The organism is Rhodococcus sp. NPDC055112 (genome assembly GCF_053607505.1).
In genome coordinates, this window is record NZ_JBSGTR010000024.1 from 15,595 (window position 1) to 34,822 (window position 19,228).

Here is a 19,228-nt window from a genome sequence, read left to right on the forward strand (position 1 = left end):
AACCGCATGCCCGCGCACAGCGCTCTTGTGGTCGGAGTGGCGGTCTCGGCCTCCTCGGCCGCCCTCGTGGTCGCGGGCGCCGTCGACCATCACGGCACCAATTGGTGAACACAACGGGCTTATATGGGTGAACACCCCTCTAACGCCTGAGCTGGAGTTAACTACGCGTTCATCGGCGCCCTGCGTGTTGCGAGTGCAGCAGGGCGCCGATCGCAGTAGCGTCCCCGGTAACAGGCAGCGAACGAGTTGCCTGTCCGGGAGGTTCTGATCGTGGCTGAAACATTCAGTGCGAGGGGGCCGGCGCCCGGCCCTCGTGCGGATTGACGCACCAGGGACGGACCGGCCCAGCGAACTGAAGTTTGCGCGGGTGCCGCGCAGACGTAGGAGCCTCACGTGACCGCAACTCGCTCCGTATCTGCCCATTCCGGACATGCCGGGAATTCCCCGAGGTCCGCATCCACGAAGTCTCCCGAACGGTCAGTTCGCACCTACGTACTCGACACCTCGGTTCTGCTCTCGGATCCTTGGGCCGTCACGCGTTTCGCGGAGCACGAGGTTGTGCTGCCCCTGGTGGTCATCGGGGAGCTGGAGGGCAAACGCCACCACCACGAGCTGGGATGGTTTGCCCGCGAGGCGCTTCGGATGCTCGACGACCTGCGGATCGAGCACGGGAGGCTGGATCAGCCGGTTCCGATCGGCACCGACGCCGGCACGCTCCAGGTGGAGCTCAATCACACGGACCCCACGGTCCTCCCCATCGGGTTCCGCACCGACTCAAACGATTCCAGGATTCTGGCCTGCGCCCTCAACCTCGCTGCCGAGGGGAAGGAAGTGGTCCTGGTCAGCAAGGACACCCCGCTGAGGGTCAAGGCGGGCGCGGTGGGTCTGCCCGCCGACGAGTACCACGCGCACGACGTGGTGCCGTCGGGATGGACGGGGATGACCGAACTCGACGTCGCGTCGACCCGGATCGACGAGCTGTTCTCCGAGGGGAACATTGATCTCGACGAGGCGCGAGAACTGCCCTGTCACACAGGAATCCGGCTGATGGGTGGAAGTTCCAGCGCGCTGGGCCGGGTGACCCCGGACAAGCGGGTGCAGTTGGTCCGCGGCGAACGGGAGGCCTTCGGCCTGCACGGCCGCTCGGCCGAACAGCGGATCGCCCTCGACCTGTTGCTCGACGAGAGCATCGGCATCATCTCGCTCGGCGGCAAGGCAGGAACCGGTAAGTCGGCGCTCGCCCTGACCGCCGGGCTGGAGGCGGTGCTCGAGCGTCGCACCCACAGGAAGGTGGTCGTCTTCCGGCCGCTGTACGCGGTCGGCGGACAGGAGCTCGGCTACCTCCCCGGCAGCGAGAGCGAGAAGATGGGGCCATGGGCGCAGGCGGTCTTCGACACCCTCGACGGCCTGGCGAGTCCCGAGGTGATGGACGAGGTGATCAACCGCGGGATGCTGGAAGTGTTGCCGCTCACCCACATTCGCGGCCGGTCGCTGCACGATTCGTTCGTGATCGTGGACGAGGCGCAGTCCCTCGAGCGCAACGTGCTGCTCACGGTGTTGTCGCGGTTGGGCACCGGGTCGCGGGTGGTGCTCACCCATGACGTCGCCCAGCGCGACAACCTGAGGGTCGGCAGGCACGACGGCGTCGCCGCGGTGATCGAGAAGCTCAAGGGGCACCCGCTCTTCGCCCACATCACGCTCACCCGCAGCGAGCGGTCACCGATCGCGGCGCTGGTGACCGAGATGCTCGAGGAGTTCGGCCCGACCGCCTGACGTGCGGGGGTGGGGAGGCCCGGTCTCCGGGCCTCCCCGCTCGCTACTGCTGCGGAGACTGGTCCTGGGCCGGCGTCTGAGCCGCCTTGTCCGTGCCGCGGAGCTTGCGCCACTGGGTGGTGGCGACGTACTTGATGAGCAGGCCGTAGTTGCGGAGCTTTTCCATCATGGGTCCCTTCGGTACCGGATCGGTAAATCGATCCGGTGAATTCTATGGGTCGACAGACACGCCGGATCGACACCCGTCAATGTCGGGATGAACACACCTCACCAGGGCTTTTCGAGGCGTCTGTCGATGGCGCGTACCGCGGGGCCTCCGTACCATCGGCGGGCGTGCACGGTGAGAGCGAATTGATCGACGCGGATTCGGACTGGGTTCGCCCTGGCCTGCTGCAGGCGACCTTCATCCCGGTCCTCGGGGCGATGGCGTGGTGGGGCACAGACGATGTGGCCGCCGGGCTGGCTCGGTGGGGTCTGCCGCAGGGGAGGGCGGCGAGCTGCCGGTTCGCGGTACCCGTCGGCGGCGCCGTCGCGCCGCGCACGGTCGATGCGCGACTGATCGATCTGGTGGACGTGCTGCCCGCGCTGCGGGCGATGGAGCCGGAGGTCGGCGCGGGGGGATCCGTCCGGTCGTGGTGCGCGGCCGCGCATCTCGCGGGTGGGAACCGAGTGCCGAGCGACGAGCTGTGCGCCGAGCTCGCCGCGCGGATGCCCGCCGCGGCCCACGCCGTGCTGAACGAGGACGAATCTGCGATCCAGACCGCGGCCGCCCTGCTGAGCAGTTTCATCTCGGCGGCGCGGACCACCGACGATCTGGCGGCGGCACACATCCGCGCCACCTTGCGGCCGTACCAGGTCCAGGGTGTGGCCTGGCTGCTGGCACTCGACGAGGTGGGCGGCGGCATCCTCGCGGACGAGATGGGGCTCGGCAAGACGCTGCAGGCCATCTGCGTGCTCGCCACCCGAAACGAGCTGGGTCCCCACCTCGTGGTGTGCCCGACCTCGGTTGTCGGGAATTGGCGTCGCGAGCTCGGGCGGTTCGCCCCCGACGTCCCGGTGATCGTCCACCACGGTGCGGGCAGGGCGCTGCCTGCGACGGTGAGCCCGGGGACCGTGGTGCTGACCAGCTACGGCCTGCTGCGCTCGGACATCGATCGACTGTGCGAAGCGTCTTGGGACGTAGTCATATTCGACGAGGCGCAGCAGATCAAGAACCCCGATTCCCTCGCGGCCAGGGCGGCGGCACGGCTGACCGCACGCATCCGGGCCGCCATGACCGGTACTCCGGTCGAGAACCGGCTCGACGAGCTGTGGTCGATCTTCCGCGCCACCAACCCGGCGCTGTTGGGGACCAGGGCGCGCTTCCGTCAGCGGTTCGTCGTGCCGATCGAGTCTCGGCGGTCGGCGACGGCCGCGGCCCGGCTCGGCGCCCTCATCGCGCCACACGTGCTGCGGCGTACCAAGGCCGAGGTGGCCACCGAGCTGCCGGACAAGCAGTACTCGACCGTCGCGTGCACGCTGTCCGAGGAGCAGGTGCGGCTGTACCGTCAGGCTGTGGAGCGCGCGTTCGACGTGGGGCTCGGCAGTGGAATCACCAGGCGCGGCAACGTGCTCGCGTTGCTGACCACCCTCAAACAGGTCTGCAACCATCCCGAACAGCTCCTCGGCGACGGCGGCGCGCTGCGCGGCAGGTCGGGCAAGTTCGACCGGTCCACCGAGATGCTCTCGGAGATAGTCGAAGACGGCGACCGGGCCCTGGTGTTCACCCAGTACCGCACGATGGGGGAGTTGCTGTCGACGCATCTGACGGCCGAGCTCGGGGTCGGAGAGATCCCCTTCCTGCACGGTGGTCTGAGCGCACGGTCGCGTGATCGGATGGTCGAGGAATTCCAGGACGATCCGGACGGGGCGCCCGTTCTCGTCCTGAGTCTGCGCGCGGCCGGGTTCGGCCTGAACCTGACCCGAGCCAGCCATGTCCTGCACTACGACCGATGGTGGAATCCCGCGGTCGAGGACCAGGCCACGGATCGGGCCCATCGGATCGGCCAACGCCGAACGGTGAACGTGTACACCCTCGTAACCGGCGGCACCATCGAGGACCACATCGCCTCGATGCATGAATCGAAGCGTGCTCTGGCGGAATCGATTTCGGGAAACTCAGAGGTAGCGCTGGCCGAGCTGGCAGACGGCGAGCTGCGCTCGCTGCTCGACCTCGACGCGGTGGGTGTTCGATGACGGCAGCAGAGTTCGGAGCGACCGCGTGGGGGCGGGCCTGGCTTCGCACCATCGAGTCGACGGCCGCCTCGGCGCCGAATGCGCAGCTACCCCAGGCCAGGAGGCTCGCCAGGGGTGGGTCGGTGACTCTCACGGGCGTGTCCGCCGGGCGGGTGTGCGCGGAAGTGGCGGCGAAGCAGAGGTCCCACGCGGTCACCATCGAGGTGCCGCGCTGGGACGATGCCGCGCTGGCACTGGTGCGCGAGGTGCTCGGTGCGCCCGGGCTCGGCGGCGGCGCATCAGGTGATCTCCCGGATGGTCCGGTGGCGAAGCTGCAGGGCGCGGGCATCGCGGTGGCCGCGACACCGGCGGAGTGCGGGGCGACGTGTTCCTGCACGAGTCGCCGGGCGCCGTGCCTGCACCACCTGGCGGCCGTGTACGCCCTCGTCCAGCTGATCGACGAGGAACCGGCGCTGGCCGTCCGGCTGCGGTCCGACGACTCGGTCGCCGTCGGCTCCGCGGGTGCCGGGTCGCCGGAGGGGCCGGACTGGATCGCGTTGTCCGAGGTGGACCCGGCGTCGTTCTACGACTGACGGGTTCGCTTCTCACTCGTCCAGCGCTGCGGCGTCGCTGAGGTAGCCCGTGCCGCGTCCGCCGCGCCTGCCGGTCACGGCCCTGACGACGCCGACCACGATGCCGCGGACGACGTCGCGGACGCTGAAGTAGTCCCGCCACACCGCGATCTTGCCGTCGCGCAGCTCGAACGTGCCGCACACCCAGAACTCGGCGTTGATCGGCCCCGCGCCGAGCAGGTCGGTGCGCTCGGTGAGGACCACGCCGTTCTCGCCCGCCGCGTGATGCATGATCACGTCGAACCGCAGGCCGGGGCGGGCGAGCTGCCGCAGCACCCGGGTCACCGTGGGGTATCCGCGCAGGATCGGCAGCGAGACGTTGTGCCAGGCGATCTCGGGGTGCAGGTACGCGGCCGCGGCGTCGACATCGGCCCTGGTCAGGGCGGCCAGGAACGCGCGCACCACCCGGACGTCGGCGGGGGTGTCCACGGAAAGCGGTTCGCTGGTTGCAGGACTCATGTCGATCCGATCGCTCGTGTGGCCGGGGGTGACGGTGACCCGACCGTACCGGTCGAGCGCCGGGGTCGAGCCCGAAAGGTGCTTGACCGCGCGGGCCTCGCGGGACACCATGTGGTGTGCGCAAACTGGCGAGCGCGATCCTATCGACCGTCATCGCAACGGTGCTGGCGCTGCTGTGTGCGCCGCACGCCCTGGCTCAGGGGCCCTGGTTCGACGGGGCCGTCGGAGGGGCCACCCAGGTCATCAGCGTCCGCGGTTCCGGCGGCTCGAATGCCACTCTGGAGGCCTGGCAGCGCTCCCCGCTCGGCTGGCACCGGATCTCCCCGAGTCTGCCCGCACAGGTGGGGGCGGACGGGTTCGCGGATGCGGCCGTGGACGGCGTGCCCGCGACCCCGGAGGGCGTGTTCAGCCTGGACGCGGCGTTCGGAACCGCAGGGAACCCCGGCGGCGGCCTGCCGTACCGGAAGGTGGGTCCGAACGACTGGTGGGACGGCGACCCGGACAGCGCGACCTACAACACGCATCAGGTCTGCGCCCCCGGGTCCTGCGCCTTCGACGAGTCGGCCAGCGAGGAGCTGGAGATCCCCGCCTATCGCTACGCGGTGGTGATGGGCGTCAACAAGGAGCGGGTGCCCGGCGGCGGCGGCGCCTTCTTCCTGCACGTCTCGAACGGTGAGCCCACGTTGGGCTGCGTCGCGGTGAGCGAGGGCGCACTGGTCTGGCTGATCCGGTGGCTGCAGCCGGGTGCGGTCATCGCCATCGCGGCCTGAGCAAGGACTCGTCGACTGTCAGGGAGGTCGGAGTGAACGGCGATCGATCCACCCCATCGGCGGAGGCGAAGTCGATCGCCGTGCGCAGCATCGAGTTCGTGGCCGCGGGCAGTCGCGAGGACTTCGACGCCATCATCCATCCGGACGCCGTCAACCACGAGACCAAGACAGAGCCGCCGCACACCCGGGTTCACGGACCGGGATCCTGGCATGCGACCGCGCTGTGGCTGCGCCGGCCGTTCGCGGACCTGCACTTCGAGATCGGGAATGTGGTGGCGGACGGCGACCTCGTCGCGGTCGAGGTGACCATGAGCGGTCGCCACGTGGGGCTGTTCCTGAACTTCGAGGAGAGCGGTGCCGTCGCCGGGGCCTTCCCGCCCACCGGCCGGAGTTTCGCTGTCTCCCAATCACATTGGGTTCGACTCGAGAACGGCCTGGTGATCGAGCACTGGGCCGACCGCGATGATCTGGGCATGGCCGAGCAACTCGGCTGGTTGGAGCCGAGCCCGGCTTACCTGGCGCGGATGCTATGGGCCAAACGTCGCGCGCGAAAGTCGCCGCCCGCCTGACGCCCCGGCTACTCCTGGACCTTCGCCATCGCGAGGACGTCGAGGCGGCGGTCGAGCTCCGCCTCGGTCAGCTTCTCGGGAACCAGCCCGCGGTCGATCACCGTCTGGCGGATCGTCTTGCGCTCCTTGAGCGCCTCCTTCGCGACGGCGGCGGCCTCCTCGTAGCCGATCGCGGAGTTCAGCGGCGTCACGATCGACGGCGACGACTCCGCGAGGGTCTTGAGGTGATCGGTGTTGGCGACAAGGCCCGAGACGCACTTGTCGGCGAACAGTCGGGAGACGTTGGCGAGCAATCGAAATGACTCGAGCAGGTTCCTGGCCATCATCGGGATGTACACGTTGAGCTCGAAGGCGCCCGCCGCGCCACCCCAGGCGACGGCCGCATCGTTGCCCACGACCTGCGCGGCTACCTGCGTGACCGCTTCCGGCAGAACGGGATTCACCTTGCCGGGCATGATCGACGAGCCGGGCTGCAGGTCGGGGAGCTGGATCTCGCCGAGTCCGGTCAGTGGGCCCGACCCCATCCAGCGGATGTCGTTCGCGATCTTGGTGAGCGAGACGGCGATCGTCCGCAGTGCGCCCGATGCCTCGACCAGTCCGTCGCGGGCGGCCTGAGCCTCAAAGCTGTTGCGCGCCGGGGAGAGTGCGTCGATGCCGGTGGCCCGGAGGAGTTCGGCGACCACCAGCGGCCCGAACCCGTCCGGGGCGTTGAGTCCGGTGCCGACCGCGGTGCCACCGATCGGCAGCTCGCCGAGCCGGGGGAGTGCAGACATGATCCGCTCGATGCCTGCTTCGACCTGCCGGGTGTAGCCGCCGAATTCCTGCCCGAGGGTGACCGGCACGGCGTCCATGAGGTGGGTCCGCCCGGACTTGACGACGGACTTCCATTCGGCGGCCTTGTCGAACAGTGCCAGCCGCAGATGGTCGAGCGCGGGGATCAGCGCCTTCACCGCGGACTCCGTCGCCGCGAGGTGGGTCGCCGTGGGGAAGGTGTCGTTCGAGGACTGCGACATGTTGACGTGATCGTTGGGGTGCACCTCGACGCCGTTGCCCTTCGCGATCGACGCGATGACCTCGTTGGCGTTCATGTTGGAGCTGGTGCCCGAGCCGGTCTGGAACACGTCGATCGGGAACTGGTCGTCGTGCCTGCCCTCGGCGATCTCGCCTGCGGCCGCGATGATCGCGTCGGCCTTGACGGCATCGAGCAGACCGAGGTCCTTGTTGACCTGCGCGCAGGCGGCCTTGAGAAGGCCCATCGCCCGGATCTGGGCGCGTTCGAGGCCGCGTCCGCTGATCGGGAAGTTCTCCACCGCGCGCTGGGTCTGGGCCCGCCACAGCGCGTCGATCGGGACCCGGACCTCGCCCATGGTGTCGTGCTCGATGCGGAACTGCGATTCGGCGTTCTCAGTCATACCTAGCAGCTTGCCACCGAAGCGGCTGCGCCGCCTGTGAGTCCTTTTGGCCCTTGTGCGGACCAAAAGGACTCACAGGCGCGGAGCGCTTTACGGCATGGGGAACTGCGCGTCCGGGTCGCCGTCGAAGTCGACCGAGGAGTACTCGCGCAGCTTCGACAGGCGGTGGTAGGCGTCGATCATCCGGACCGTGCCGGACTTGCTGCGCATCACGATCGACTGGGTGTGCGCGCCGCCGCCGCTGTAACGGACGCCGCGCAGCAGGTCGCCGTCGGTGACGCCGGTGGCGGTGAAGAAGACGTTCTCGCCGGAGACCAGGTCCTCGGTGAGCAGCACCCGATCCAGGTCGTGGCCCGCGTCGATGGCCTTCTGGCGCTCGGCGTCGTCGGTCGGGGCGAGCCGGCCCTGCAGCGCGCCACCCATGCAGCGCATGGCGGCCGCGGCGATGATGCCCTCGGGGGTGCCGCCGATGCCGATCAGCATGTCGGTGCCGGAGTCGGGGCGGGCCGCGGCGATGGCGCCCGCGACGTCGCCGTCGGAGATCAGCCGGATCCGGGCGCCGGTCGCGCGGACGTCGGAGATCAGCTGCGCGTGCCGGGGGCGGTCCAGGATGCAGACGGTGACATCGGAGACCGAGGACTTGCGGACCTTCGCGATGCGCTTGATGTTCTCGGCGACCGGGGCGGTGATGTCGATGACGTCGGCTGCGTCGGGGCCGACGGCGATCTTCTCCATGTAGAACACGGCGGACGGGTCGAACATGGCGCCCCGCTCGGCGACCGCGAGGACGGAGATCGCGTTCGGCATGCCCTTGGACATCAGCGTGGTGCCGTCGACGGGGTCGACCGCGAAGTCACAGTCCGGGCCGTCGCCGTTGCCGACCTCCTCGCCGTTGTAGAGCATGGGCGCCTCGTCCTTCTCGCCCTCGCCGATCACCACGACGCCGCGCATGGACACGCTGCTCACGAGCTGACGCATGGCGTCGACGGCGGCACCGTCGCCGCCCTCCTTGTCGCCCTTGCCGACCCAGCGGCCCGCGGCCAGCGCGCCCGCCTCGGTGACGCGGACCAGCTCCATCGCCAGGTTGCGGTCCGGCGCCTCGCGGCGACTCGATGGGGTGCTGGCCGTCATGGGCGGTGCCTCCTAGTGGCAGGCGCGTGCGGGCGCCGCCATAGATTCCGTCGGGGGAAGTCAGGGTTCGACTCGAGCGTGATTGTCTCATCACCGGTGGTCCGCTGATGAGGCTGGGCTACGGCTGCCGCTCGAGCGACCATCCCGTGCTCAGGTCGCGCAGCAGGTCGGGGGCGCGGTGCAGGGCACGCTGCTGGTCGGCGAACTGACGGAACGGCTGGGTGAGCAGCGCGGCGGCCACCTCCGGTCGATCCTCGGCGAGGCGCTGATAGGCGACCGCGATGTCTCCGGCGATGTACGTCCAGCGCGGTCCACGATCCGCCCAGTTGAAGTCGGGCAGCGGCGCCCGCAGCCGGTAGTCGGCGCCTGCGACCTCCCCGGTGACCGATATCGGGGCGAACACCCCCGGCGCCAGCGAGCCGGGGACCGAGGGCTTCGCGGCGATGGTCGTCACATAGGTCAGGGCCCGCCCGACGCCGCCGCGTGCCGCCGACGTGGCATCCCACTGGTCCGCGACGACCTGGTTCTGTTCGCGGTCCGCCATCCGGACCATGGCATCGGCGTAGCCGGCCGGGGTGCCGGAGTAGATGCCCACCCACGCGGCCCTCGCGTTGTCGTCGAGCAGACCCGCCGCGTCGAGTTCGTCGACGGCCACCCGGCCGCCCGCGAGGTATGCCTCGTGCATCGGGACCATGTCGAAGAAGATGTGCTTCTGCATGATCAGCAGGCGCTTCTGGTACCAGTCCAGATCCTGCGCCGTCACGGCGGGGCCGACGGTCGCGAGCGCCCGGACGTCCTGCGGCAGCAGCGCCGTCGCCGCCTCGGGCAGGGCGCCGGTGGCCGCGGCCACCGCGGCGCCGATGCCGCGGACTGCGTCGACGCCGAGTGCGGCGCGGCCCATGTCGAGGTCCCAGAAGCCGCCGGTGAAGGACGCGCCCGCCATCCCCGCCATCCCGGCCCAGTACAGCTCGGCGCGGGCGCGCTGGTACCTGCCGTAGTTCTCGTACACCCGGTCCACCAGCGCGGCGTTGGCGGCGAGGCCGGCGTTCGGGTCCCAGGTGGCCAGGTCGATGCCCGCCGCCCTGGCGCCACTGGCGAGCCAGTACTGGTGCAGCAGTGCGGAATAGCGGCCCGGCGGCACGCCTGCCGCCCTTGCCTCGCCGAGCGCGTCGCCGAGGACGGCGGGGTCGGTCGGCAGCAGGGGGTCGAGACCGCCCGCCAGCTCGGCCTTCGCGTTGGCAGGCGTGAGGTCGAGCAGTGCGGCGTAGCCGGCGGGCTTGGCGACCGCCGCTGCAGGCGCGGTCGTGCCGACGGCGGCGAGTCCAAGCACGAGGAGCAGCCCGCGGATCGCGGCGGTGCGAATGGCCGGCGGGCGGATGAAGATCCTCGAACGCATGCCGGACATCTAACAACATATATTTGATTTGCGGCGGCGTTTCGCCCGCCGGTGGGAACCGCCGGGCCTCGGCCGACACGCGGCTGGGATACTAGCTGCGTGGCCGAGAAGAAACCCCGGATTCTGCAGAACAACCGCGACATTGTGTGGTCGATGATCCCGTTGGTTCTGATCTGCCTGATCGTCGCGGGGATCGCGAGCCGCTGCGAGTTCAGTCCTGGCGGTCCCACCTCGGGACCGGTGCCGCATTTCGACGTCGACGCGTCGCTCAAATACGACGCCGGTGTGCTCGGGTTCCCGGTCCGCGACCCCGCCGTGCCCGAGGGCTGGCAGCCGAACTCCGGCAGCCGAGGCGTGGCGGGCAGTAACGGCGGCGGCGACGTGACCACCGTCGGCTACATCACCTCGAAGGGTCGCTACCTGCAGCTGAGCCAGAGCGAGGCGACCGAGGAGGCGCTGGTGCCCTGGGTCGCGGGCGACCTGCGCAGCCCGACGGGCGTCGCCCCGGTCACGGGCGATCGGTGGGTCGAGTACGCCGAGGAGGGCAGCGAGCCGATCTGGGTAACCGATCTCGGCGACGTCCGGATCCTCATCAAGGGCAGCGGCACGACCGAGGAGTTCACCGAGCTCGCCACGGCCGTCGACGCCGCCCAGCCGCTGACGCCCTGACCCGGCCCATCCGCCCTGTCCGCTAGACGGCCGAACCGTCGAGCGCGCAGAAACTGTGGCAGACCCGGTCGCGGACGATCACGTCCGGGCACTCGGGGTCGAACCACCGGTCGATGTAGGCCCAGTGCACGGGGTGCGCGAGGTAGGGGCCCATCAGCCCCTGCAGGTCCGTGAACTCCTGTTCCCACACGTGCGTCCACGGCGACGCGCCCTCCGCCCGCGACACCCGGCTGAGCTGCCAGGCGCGGATCGCGGGGACATGGCGGGGCATCCGGAGCAGCTCGGTCTCGAATCGTTCCACCACGGCGTCCGCCGCGCCGGGATCCACCCTCAGCAGCAACGTCCGGTAGACCCCGCCCTCGGCACCGACCCCGAGCCGCCCGCGTGGCTCGCCGCGGTACTCGACGCCGTCGACGTGTTCGACGACCGCGGGATCGAGGAGCGCATCGACCGCGGATTCGGCCGCGCGCCATCGATCCTCGACATCGAACTGGAGATGTGCGAGCAGGTCGCCGCCGTTGCGGACACCGGGCAGCGTCGGCTGGACCAGCGCGCGGTGTGCGCCCGCCAGGTCGGCGGCGCGGCGCAGGTCGTCGGCCAACCGCGCCCGGGCGTCGTCATCGACGTCGGGGCGATGGTGAATGAGCTTGGTGATCTTAAACATCGGTCAACCCGTCCAGGTCCTGCGCGGCGGAGGCCATCGTGCGGGTGCGCTCGAGCACCATCTCGTCCATCCGCGTCCACCATTGCCCGAGGGTGGGGTCCGGGCGTCCCTGCCACGTCATTCGCCACCAGCCCTCCGCGCCGTCGAGCGTCCAGGTGGCGGTGATCGTGTTCGACTCGTCGTCGAACCAGATCGGCGGACTCACCAGCACGTGCTCGAGAGTCATGCCCCGCCCCCTGGCTCCTGGGGCGTACTCGGCCAGGTACGCGTCGACGAATTCCCGTGCGCGCCCTGGCCTGGTGACGACCCGGTCGATGACGTACACCTTTTCGCCTGCCATGCGCCGAGGCTAGGGAGTCGCCGGTGACGCGGGCAGCGGGCCATCCCGCTCATCGGGAGTTCGCTCAGCGGACGACCGGACCGAGCCCACACTCTTCCCTCAATTCGACAGGTTTCGCGCATCGACGCCGCAGACTGTGAGGGGAATCCGGAAGTGTCAATTTTCCTCGGAGGCGACATGGACCTGATCTTCACCAACGGAATCGTTGTCACGATGGATGAGGCCCTGCCCGTTGCGGAAGCGCTCGCGGTGCGCGATGGGCGGATCGCGGGGGTGGGGACGGCGGAGGAGATCCTCGCGCTGCGGACCGCCGACACGGAGATCGTCGATCTCGGCGGACGGGCCGTGCTTCCCGGTTTCGTGGAGGCACACGGCCACCCCACCATGGACATGACCCGCTACGCGGACACCGTCGTCGACATCCGTCCCGTCGTCGTCCCGGACGCGGACGCGGTGATCGCCCTCATGCGGGACACCCTGGCGACAACGCCCGCGTCCGTCCCGCTCATCTTCAGCGGACTCGACCCGTTGCTCCAATCGGGGTTCCCCGAGCCGACCAGGCCCTGGCTCGACGAACTCGCCGGGGAGCGGCCCGTTCTGGTGATGCACAACTCGGGGCACCTCGCGTGGGCGAACACTGCGGCGCTGAGGCTGTCGGGGCTGCCCGCGGACGCACCGGATCCGACCGGCGCGCATTTCGAGCGTGACGCCGACGGGAATCTGACCGGCAAGGCGTACGAGGTCCCGGCGATCTTCGCCCTCGCGGGGCCAATGCAGAGCAGAGACGTCGACCCTGCGGCACTGTGGCGCGACGAGCTGCAGGGACTGGCCGCGCGTGGCATCACCACGATCGCGGACCTCGCGTTCTCGCCTCACCAACTGCCGTTGATGCGCACCCACTACGCGGGCGATCACCCCCTCGTCCGGCTGCGGACGTACGAGATGTCCACCGCCGAAATGTGTTCCGATTCTTCGCCGGGCGACGGTGACGACGTGTTCCGGCAGATCGGCATCAAGCTGTGGGTCGACGGGTCACCCTGGGTTGGCAACATCGATACCTCGTTCCCGTACCTCAACACCGACGCCACGCTCAACGTGATCGGCCTCGGACACGACCACCGTGGCCAGGCGAACTACACGAGCGAACAGCTCTCGGCGATCGTCGGCGCGTATTTCCCGCTGGGGTGGCAGATGGCCTGCCACGTCCTCGGCGACCACGGTGTTGACACGATTCTCGACGTGTACGAGGCCGCGCTGACCGAGCATCCCCGAGCCGACCACCGGTTGCGCTTGGAACATTGCGGGGCGATGACCGCGGACCAGTTCCGGCGGGCCGCCCGGCTGGACGTGACCTGCAGCCTGCTCATCGACCACCTCTACTACTGGGGCGATGTGCTCGTCGACGGACTGTTCGGCGAGGAGATCGGCTCGCACTGGATGCGTGCGCGCTCCGCCATCGACGCGGGCATCCGGATCTCCCTGCACAACGATTCGCCGGTCACGCCGGTCGAGCCGCTGCGCAACATCTCCGTCGCGGTGACCAGGACCAGCCGAACCGGGCGGGTCCTCGCGCCGGAGGAGCGCATCACCGTCGACGAGGCACTGCGCGCCCAGACGATCTGGCCCGCACACCAACTCTTCGCCGACGAGATCATCGGGACGCTGGCCCCCGGCAAATATGCCGACCTCGTCGTGCTGTCCGCCGACCCCCGGGCCGTGGATCCCGCCGCGATAGCCGATCTCACGGTGGAGGCGACGTACCTGTCCGGCCGCGCGACCTACTCGGCGAGCAGCTGAGGCAGGCTCCGCGCTAGCGCGGGTCGTCCTCGTCGTCGGCGTGCGAGAGCGCCTTCTCGACCCGTGCCCGCGCCCCCGCGAGGTGTTCCTCGCAACGCTTGGCCAGTGCCTCGCCGCGCTCCCACAGCGCGAGGGAGTGGTCGAGGTCGAGGCCGCCCTGCTCGAGCATCTTGACCACGTCGGCCAGCTCGTCGCGCGCGGCCTCGTAGCCGAGCTCCGATACCGGTTGGCTCACTGTGCTTCTCCTGACTTGTCCTTGCCCATGACGGCGGCGATGACCGCGCCGTCGGCGACCCGCACCCGCAGCTGGGTGCCGGGCGGGGCGTCTTCCACCGAGCGCAGCACCTCCGGATCCGACCCGGGCACCACCTTCTGCACCACCGAGTACCCGCGGGCCAGCGTCGCCGCAGGCCCGAGGGTGGTCAGCCGGGCCGCGAGGTGCTCGACGACGGTGGCCTGACCGGCGACCAGCCGGTTGACGTCGCGCCTGCCCGCCTCGCGCAGCCGCGCGATCTCCTCGGCCCGCCGCTCGACGGCGGCGAGTGGGTCGGCGAGCACCGGCCTGCTGCGCAGGTCGGCCAGCGACCGCGCCTCGCGTGCCACCCAGTTCCGCAGTGCGGCCGCGCCGCGCGCCCGGAACTCGGCGACCAGGGCCTGCTCTGCGACCGCGTCGGGGACCACCCGCTTGGCGGCGTCGGTCGGCGTCGCGGCTCGCACGTCCGCGACGTGATCGCACAGCGGGTTGTCCGGTTCGTGGCCGATCGCGCTGACCACCGGGGTCGTGCATGCGGCGATCGCGCGGCACAGGGTCTCGTCGGAGAACGGCAGCAGGTCCTCGACGCTGCCCCCACCGCGCGCAAGGACGATCACCTCCACCGCCGGATTCGAGTCCAGCTCGGCCAGCGCCGCGACGATCTGCGCGGTTGCCGTCGGACCCTGCACCGCGGTGTTCCGGATCTCGAACTGGACGGCGGGCCAACGCTTTCCGGCGACGCTGAGCACGTCACGCTCGGCGGCACTGGCCCGCCCGGTGATCAGGCCGACGGTGTGCGGGAGAAACGGCAGCGGCCGCTTGAGCCGAGGATCGAACAGGCCCTCGGCCGCGAGCAGTGCGCGCAGTCGTTCGATCCGGGCGAGCAGTTCGCCGATCCCGACGGCCCGGATCTCGGTGACGCGCAGCGACACCGTGCCGCGCCCGGTGTAGAAGGACAGCTTGCCGAACATCACGACCCGGCTGCCCTCGGTCAGCGGAACCGGGGAATCGCGGATCAGCGCGGGGGAGCAGGTCACCGACAGCGACATGTCCACGGAGGCGTCGCGCAGCACCAGGAACGCGGTGCGGGTGCCTGGGCGGACGTTGATCTGGGTGATCTGGCCCTCGACCCAGATGCTGCCGAGGCGATCGATCCATTGCGAGACCTTGGTCGCGACGGATCGGACCGGCCACGGGTGCTCGGGCGAGTTCGAGGTCGGCGCGCCCGTCTGGCTCGGCTGGACGGAGCTCACTTGGCCTTGGCGCTGGTGATCCGGTTACCGAGCATGGTCTGGAACGGGGCGCGGGCGCGGGCGGCGTTCTCGTAGGCCAGCAGGGCATCGAGCTCCTCGACCGTCAACGTCCGCAGCCGCGCCCGGAGCTGGGCGAGCGTCAGGTTGTCGTAGTCGAGGTACTCGGCGATCTCGGGGCGCGTCGCTGCCGGCTTCGCCTGCGTCGACGCGGGCGTGCCGTCGGAGGATTTCTTCGCGGCCGCCTTCTCGGGTGCGGTGGTGGCGGTCGTCGCCGCGGGCGCGTCCGGCTCGGACTCCGGCTGCATCGAGTACAGCGCGAACCGGCCCTGGTTCGCGGGCTTGGCCGCGGCCCCGTCGCCGCCCGACGGTGCGGGCGCGGCGTCCTCGTCGAAGACCGCCCACTCCGGCTGCTCCTCGTCCTGGTGGAAGAGCATCGAGAACGCCTGATCGCCCTTGATCGCCAGCGCCGTCATCGACTGCTGGACGCGCATCGTCGTCTGCAGCATGTGGCTGATCGTGGTCATGGGGAGCGCGACCGCGGTATTCGGCAGCTTCTGCACCTCTTCGACAACCGTGACGGCGATCCCGGCAGCGACCCGCGCAGCGAAAGGGGGACGAATCATGGCCCTAAGACTGCCTGACGAATGCCCCTTTTGGTAGCTGGGCGCGCGGTGTGCCTGATCGGGCACCGCGCCACGGCTGCCCGTACCCTGGTGTCATGTCTTCCGCAGTCCCCCTGAACCTGGGCATCGCCCGTTCCAGCGCCCCTGCTCCGGGCGGCTCCGGCAAGCGCGTCCTGCTCGCCGAACCACGTGGATACTGCGCGGGCGTCGACCGCGCGGTCGAGACGGTCGAGCGGGCCCTCGAGAAGCACGGCGCGCCGATCTACGTGCGCAAGGAGATCGTGCACAACCGGCACGTGGTCGAGACCCTGTCGGACCGCGGCGTCGTCTTCGTCGACGAGACCGATGAGGTGCCGGAGGGCTCGCTGCTGGTGTTCTCCGCGCACGGGGTGTCCCCGGCCGTGCACGAGTCGGCGGCCGAGCGCAACCTCAAGACCATCGACGCGACCTGTCCGCTGGTGACGAAGGTGCACCAGGAGGCCAAGCGGTTCGCGCGGGACGACTTCGACATCCTGCTGATCGGGCACGAGGGCCACGAGGAGGTCGAGGGGACTGCGGGCGAGGCCCCCGATCACGTCCAGTTGGTCGACGGACCGGAGTCGGTCGATGCCGTCACCGTGCGCGACGAGAACAAGGTGATCTGGCTGTCGCAGACCACGCTCAGCGTCGACGAGACGATGGCGACGGTGGCCCGGCTCCGCGAGAAGTTCCCGCTCCTGCAGGACCCGCCGAGCGACGACATCTGCTACGCCACCCAGAACCGGCAGGTCGCGGTGAAGGCGATGGCCCCGGAGTGCGATCTGGTGATCGTGGTCGGGTCGCGGAACTCGTCGAACTCGGTGCGGCTGGTCGAGGTGGCGCTCGGCGCGGGCGCGCGGGCGAGCTACCTGGTCGACTACGCGCGCGAGATCGACATCGCGTGGCTCGACGGCGTCACCACCGTCGGTGTCACCTCGGGTGCCTCGGTGCCGGAGATCCTGGTCAGCGGTGTGATCGAGCTTCTCGCCGATCACGGATTCCACGATGTGCAGCCGGTGACCACCGCGAACGAGACCCTCGTCTTCTCGCTGCCGCGTGAGCTGCGCAAGCCGAGCAACACCAGTTCCTAGTGCGGCCGTGACACCCCGGTCCGGCCAACGGGGCCGGTCCGTGGGGTCAGCGCCGGGTGATCGTCAGTACCTGCCGCGCGGCTGATCGTGAGCCGAGTCCTCCCGGTCCCGGTACCGCACCTGCGGGATCGGGTGCACGGGGGTGTACGGGTCGGCGGCGCCGCGAGGGGGCTGCACCCGTGCGGTCGCGGCGCTCGGCGCGCGTTCCGGCCTACGGCCGAGATTCCCCGGCGCGGGCGGCGGGGGTACCGGGCGACGCTGGACCTGGGTCGGTGCGGGGTCCCGGTACACCGCGCGTCCGGGCTGGGTCTGCGGAGTCCCGTGCGGGCGCGGTGCCGGTGCGGTGCGCTGGGCCGCGGTGCGCGGCTGGTCGGTCCGTCGTGCGGCCTGTTGCGGCCGGGTCGCGGGACGGTCGGTGCCGCGGTCGGTGCCTGCGTCCGCGGACCTGCTCCTCGCGCGGGCAGGGGTGCGGACCGCCTGCTGGCCGAGGTAGAGCCGGACCCCGCCGATGATGAGCACGGCGAGGGTGGTGGTCAACATCAGCGGAAAGCGGTTCACCAGCGGAATCGCCACGTTGAACATCAGGTCCTTGAGTCCGCCCTTGGATCCCGTGGACAAGAACTGGTAGGCCAGCGGCACGGCCGCGAACAGGATCAGCGGCGGCTGGACCATCGTGGCGAACAGGCCGCGGCTACGGACCGCGAGGACCGCGCCGACGCAGCCGAGGAAGTAGAAGACGGAGAACGCGGACGTCAGTTCGTTGCCACGGACCGCGTCAATGGCGAATCCAACGAAGGTCGCCGCCACCGCGATGAGAACGGCGGCCGCTGCGGGCACGCCGGGCACAGTGGGGAGAACAGACCGCATCTCGAGCGGCACCCCAGAGCGAGCACGTTGGGTTGCAGACACCCTTAGACACTAGCTGTTCACGATCCGATCGCCTCGTTGGCGCGACCGTTAGTGGGCAAGTTCTCGCCGAGGCCGACGGCCCTCGGCCACGAGTCGATCCGCCCGATCTCGGCGACCTCGCCGTCCCCGACCTCCAGCTCGTGGAGCTTGCGGGCGGTCACGATGACCCGCGACTCCATGGAGGCGGCCGTCAGATTGAACGAGTCGACGGCCTTGCCCAATTGGGATCCGAGCCGGTCCAGGTGGCTGCCGACCACCCCGAGCCGGGTGTACAGCTCGCGGCCGAGGCGGTGAATGGTCGCGGCCTCGCGGGAGAGCGTCTCCTGCCGCCAGGTGTGGGCGATGGTGCGCAACAGTGCGACGAGGGTGGTCGGGGTGGCCAGGATCACGTTCTTGGCGAACGCGTGCTCGAGCAGCTCGGCGTCGGCGGTGAGCGCGGCGTCGAGGAACGGGTCGCCGGGGACGAAGAGCACCACGAACTCCGGGCTCGGATCGAACGAGGCCCAGTAGGCCTTGGCGGAGAGCTGGTCGACGTGCGTGCGCAGCTGTCGGGCGTGCCGGGTCAGGTGACCGTCCCTGACGCGGGGGTCCTCTTCCTGCGCGGCGTCCAGGTACGCCGCGAGGGGAACCTTGGCGTCGACCACGATCTGCTTGCCGCCTGCCAGCCGGACCAGCAGGTCCGGCCGGACGCCCTCGCCACTGACCTGGGTGTCGAAGTCGCAGTGCTTGACCATGCCCGCCAGCTCGACCACCCGCTCGAGCTGGATCTCACCCCAACGGCCACGGATCTGCGGGGCGCGCAGCGCGGTGACGAGCTGGCCGGTCTGGGTGGTGAGCTGCTGGGAGGCGCGATGCATGCCCGCGACCTGCTCGGACAGCCCGGCGTACGCGTGCACCCGGCTGCGTTCGACCTGCTGGACCTGGTGTGCGAGCGCGTCGACCGCGTCGTGCAGCGGGCCGACGAGATGGGAGACCTGTTCGCCGACCGCGCCCGACGTGCGCCTGGCCGAGTCCTCGTTCACCGCGGCGAGGGACTGTCGCAGCGTCTTCTCGTTCTCGCGCAGCGCAGCGAGCTGGGCCTCGGCCCGCGCCGCGTGCTGGCCGGACCGGGAGGCGTGCCAGAGCCAGCCGACGGCGATGCCGAGGCCGAGGGCGACGAGCAGTCCGAGCGCGGTGACGGGGTCCATGGGGCAGATGGTGCACGAGGGCACCGACACGCTCGGCCAGGAGCGTCGCTCGTGCCCGTGCCCCGGCG

General features: G+C 70.1%; 20 protein-coding genes. 8 read left to right on the forward strand and 12 right to left on the reverse strand.

The window, feature by feature from the left end:
- The first annotated feature begins 393 nt into the window (after positions 1–393).
- Positions 394–1,773, forward strand: a complete 1,380-nt coding sequence (locus ACWFRB_RS13270; RefSeq protein WP_452641558.1) for a PhoH family protein — start codon at positions 394–396, stop codon at positions 1,771–1,773.
- A gap of 43 nt (positions 1,774–1,816) precedes the next feature.
- Here ACWFRB_RS13270 and ACWFRB_RS13275 read toward each other — a convergent pair whose 3' ends face one another.
- Positions 1,817–1,942, reverse strand: coding sequence for a hypothetical protein (locus ACWFRB_RS13275; RefSeq protein ID WP_452641559.1), 126 nt, complete (start codon positions 1,940–1,942; stop codon positions 1,817–1,819).
- A 164-nt stretch (positions 1,943–2,106) separates the two neighbouring features.
- Between ACWFRB_RS13275 and ACWFRB_RS13280 the strand changes: the two genes are divergently transcribed.
- The gene (locus ACWFRB_RS13280; protein WP_452641561.1) at positions 2,107–4,008 is read left to right on the forward strand and encodes a DEAD/DEAH box helicase; all 1,902 of its coding nucleotides are present in this window, start codon (positions 2,107–2,109) and stop codon (positions 4,006–4,008) included.
- The gene (locus tag ACWFRB_RS13285; protein ID WP_452641562.1) at positions 4,005–4,580 is read left to right on the forward strand and encodes a hypothetical protein; all 576 of its coding nucleotides are present in this window, start codon (positions 4,005–4,007) and stop codon (positions 4,578–4,580) included. The genes ACWFRB_RS13280 and ACWFRB_RS13285 overlap by 4 nt, the downstream gene beginning before the upstream one ends.
- A gap of 12 nt (positions 4,581–4,592) precedes the next feature.
- Here ACWFRB_RS13285 and ACWFRB_RS13290 read toward each other — a convergent pair whose 3' ends face one another.
- On the reverse strand, positions 4,593–5,078 hold the full coding sequence (locus ACWFRB_RS13290; protein WP_452641626.1) for a limonene-1,2-epoxide hydrolase family protein: 486 nt from the start codon (positions 5,076–5,078) through the stop codon (positions 4,593–4,595).
- A 116-nt stretch (positions 5,079–5,194) separates the two neighbouring features.
- Between ACWFRB_RS13290 and ACWFRB_RS13295 the strand changes: the two genes are divergently transcribed.
- Entirely contained in the window at positions 5,195–5,848 is a 654-nt protein-coding gene (locus ACWFRB_RS13295; RefSeq protein ID WP_452641564.1) for a L,D-transpeptidase family protein, read from the forward strand.
- A 32-nt stretch (positions 5,849–5,880) separates the two neighbouring features.
- The gene (locus ACWFRB_RS13300; RefSeq protein ID WP_452641566.1) at positions 5,881–6,417 is read left to right on the forward strand and encodes an ester cyclase; all 537 of its coding nucleotides are present in this window, start codon (positions 5,881–5,883) and stop codon (positions 6,415–6,417) included.
- Positions 6,418–6,425: 8 nt separating this feature from the next.
- Here ACWFRB_RS13300 and ACWFRB_RS13305 read toward each other — a convergent pair whose 3' ends face one another.
- The 3 genes from ACWFRB_RS13305 to ACWFRB_RS13315 form a co-directional block, all read right to left on the reverse strand.
- Positions 6,426–7,829 carry a class II fumarate hydratase gene (locus ACWFRB_RS13305; protein ID WP_452641568.1) on the reverse strand — a complete coding sequence of 468 codons (1,404 nt, stop codon included), beginning with the start codon at positions 7,827–7,829 and terminating at the stop codon, positions 6,426–6,428.
- Between the two features lie 90 nt (positions 7,830–7,919).
- Complete coding sequence (glpX, locus tag ACWFRB_RS13310; protein WP_027501030.1) at positions 7,920–8,960, reverse strand: class II fructose-bisphosphatase; 1,041 nt, start codon at positions 8,958–8,960, stop codon at positions 7,920–7,922.
- Between the two features lie 118 nt (positions 8,961–9,078).
- Complete coding sequence (locus ACWFRB_RS13315) at positions 9,079–10,356, reverse strand: hypothetical protein (RefSeq protein ID WP_452641570.1); 1,278 nt, start codon at positions 10,354–10,356, stop codon at positions 9,079–9,081.
- A gap of 99 nt (positions 10,357–10,455) precedes the next feature.
- Between ACWFRB_RS13315 and ACWFRB_RS13320 the strand changes: the two genes are divergently transcribed.
- Positions 10,456–11,025: a DUF4245 domain-containing protein gene (locus ACWFRB_RS13320; protein WP_452641572.1), complete on the forward strand. Its 570-nt coding sequence runs from the start codon at positions 10,456–10,458 to the stop codon at positions 11,023–11,025.
- Between the two features lie 22 nt (positions 11,026–11,047).
- On the opposite strand, the gene ACWFRB_RS13325 is transcribed toward ACWFRB_RS13320, so the two are convergent.
- Together ACWFRB_RS13325 and ACWFRB_RS13330 are read right to left on the reverse strand one after the other, a co-directional pair.
- Positions 11,048–11,689: a Dabb family protein gene (locus tag ACWFRB_RS13325; protein ID WP_452641573.1), complete on the reverse strand. Its 642-nt coding sequence runs from the start codon at positions 11,687–11,689 to the stop codon at positions 11,048–11,050.
- Positions 11,682–12,029, reverse strand: a complete 348-nt coding sequence (locus ACWFRB_RS13330; RefSeq protein ID WP_452641575.1) for a hypothetical protein — start codon at positions 12,027–12,029, stop codon at positions 11,682–11,684. Before ACWFRB_RS13330 ends, ACWFRB_RS13325 begins: the two co-directional genes overlap by 8 nt.
- Before the next feature lie 177 nt (positions 12,030–12,206).
- Between ACWFRB_RS13330 and ACWFRB_RS13335 the strand changes: the two genes are divergently transcribed.
- Positions 12,207–13,826, forward strand: coding sequence for an amidohydrolase (locus tag ACWFRB_RS13335; RefSeq protein ID WP_452641577.1), 1,620 nt, complete (start codon positions 12,207–12,209; stop codon positions 13,824–13,826).
- Between the two features lie 13 nt (positions 13,827–13,839).
- Here the strand turns inward: ACWFRB_RS13335 and ACWFRB_RS13340 are convergent, their stop codons facing one another.
- From ACWFRB_RS13340 to ACWFRB_RS13350, 3 genes are read right to left on the reverse strand one after another with little or no spacing between them, the layout of a single operon-like run.
- Positions 13,840–14,061, reverse strand: coding sequence for an exodeoxyribonuclease VII small subunit (locus ACWFRB_RS13340; RefSeq protein ID WP_452641578.1), 222 nt, complete (start codon positions 14,059–14,061; stop codon positions 13,840–13,842).
- Entirely contained in the window at positions 14,058–15,332 is a 1,275-nt protein-coding gene (gene xseA, locus ACWFRB_RS13345; protein ID WP_077042538.1) for an exodeoxyribonuclease VII large subunit, read from the reverse strand. Before xseA ends, ACWFRB_RS13340 begins: the two co-directional genes overlap by 4 nt.
- Positions 15,329–15,955 (reverse strand): lipid droplet-associated protein, encoded by a 627-nt coding sequence (locus ACWFRB_RS13350; RefSeq protein WP_452641580.1) that lies wholly within the window; start codon positions 15,953–15,955, stop codon positions 15,329–15,331. Before ACWFRB_RS13350 ends, xseA begins: the two co-directional genes overlap by 4 nt.
- 95 nt (positions 15,956–16,050) lie before the next feature.
- Between ACWFRB_RS13350 and ACWFRB_RS13355 the strand changes: the two genes are divergently transcribed.
- Positions 16,051–17,064, forward strand: coding sequence for a 4-hydroxy-3-methylbut-2-enyl diphosphate reductase (locus ACWFRB_RS13355; RefSeq protein WP_452641582.1), 1,014 nt, complete (start codon positions 16,051–16,053; stop codon positions 17,062–17,064).
- Positions 17,065–17,127: 63 nt separating this feature from the next.
- On the opposite strand, the gene ACWFRB_RS13360 is transcribed toward ACWFRB_RS13355, so the two are convergent.
- Positions 17,128–17,901 (reverse strand): DUF6542 domain-containing protein, encoded by a 774-nt coding sequence (locus ACWFRB_RS13360; RefSeq protein WP_452641583.1) that lies wholly within the window; start codon positions 17,899–17,901, stop codon positions 17,128–17,130.
- Positions 17,902–17,990: 89 nt separating this feature from the next.
- A complete protein-coding gene (locus ACWFRB_RS13365) occupies positions 17,991–19,160 on the reverse strand; it encodes a DNA recombination protein RmuC (protein WP_452641585.1) in 1,170 nt (389 codons plus the stop codon).
- Positions 19,161–19,228 lie beyond the last annotated feature (68 nt).

Bases quoted from the DNA above. Each gene is read 5' to 3' on its own strand.
- ACWFRB_RS13275 (WP_452641559.1), bottom strand. From the start codon at position 1,942: ATGATGGAAAAGCTCCGCAACTACGGCCTGCTCATCAAGTACGTCGCC.
- ACWFRB_RS13285 (WP_452641562.1), top strand. From the start codon at position 4,005: ATGACGGCAGCAGAGTTCGGAGCGACCGCGTGGGGGCGGGCCTGGCTT.
- ACWFRB_RS13290 (WP_452641626.1), bottom strand. From the start codon at position 5,078: ATGAGTCCTGCAACCAGCGAACCGCTTTCCGTGGACACCCCCGCCGAC.
- ACWFRB_RS13305 (WP_452641568.1), bottom strand. From the start codon at position 7,829: ATGACTGAGAACGCCGAATCGCAGTTCCGCATCGAGCACGACACCATG.
- glpX (WP_027501030.1), bottom strand. From the start codon at position 8,960: ATGACGGCCAGCACCCCATCGAGTCGCCGCGAGGCGCCGGACCGCAAC.
- ACWFRB_RS13315 (WP_452641570.1), bottom strand. From the start codon at position 10,356: ATGCGTTCGAGGATCTTCATCCGCCCGCCGGCCATTCGCACCGCCGCG.
- ACWFRB_RS13325 (WP_452641573.1), bottom strand. From the start codon at position 11,689: ATGTTTAAGATCACCAAGCTCATTCACCATCGCCCCGACGTCGATGAC.
- ACWFRB_RS13330 (WP_452641575.1), bottom strand. From the start codon at position 12,029: ATGGCAGGCGAAAAGGTGTACGTCATCGACCGGGTCGTCACCAGGCCA.
- ACWFRB_RS13335 (WP_452641577.1), top strand. From the start codon at position 12,207: ATGGACCTGATCTTCACCAACGGAATCGTTGTCACGATGGATGAGGCC.
- ACWFRB_RS13350 (WP_452641580.1), bottom strand. From the start codon at position 15,955: ATGATTCGTCCCCCTTTCGCTGCGCGGGTCGCTGCCGGGATCGCCGTC.
- ACWFRB_RS13355 (WP_452641582.1), top strand. From the start codon at position 16,051: ATGTCTTCCGCAGTCCCCCTGAACCTGGGCATCGCCCGTTCCAGCGCC.
- ACWFRB_RS13365 (WP_452641585.1), bottom strand. From the start codon at position 19,160: ATGGACCCCGTCACCGCGCTCGGACTGCTCGTCGCCCTCGGCCTCGGC.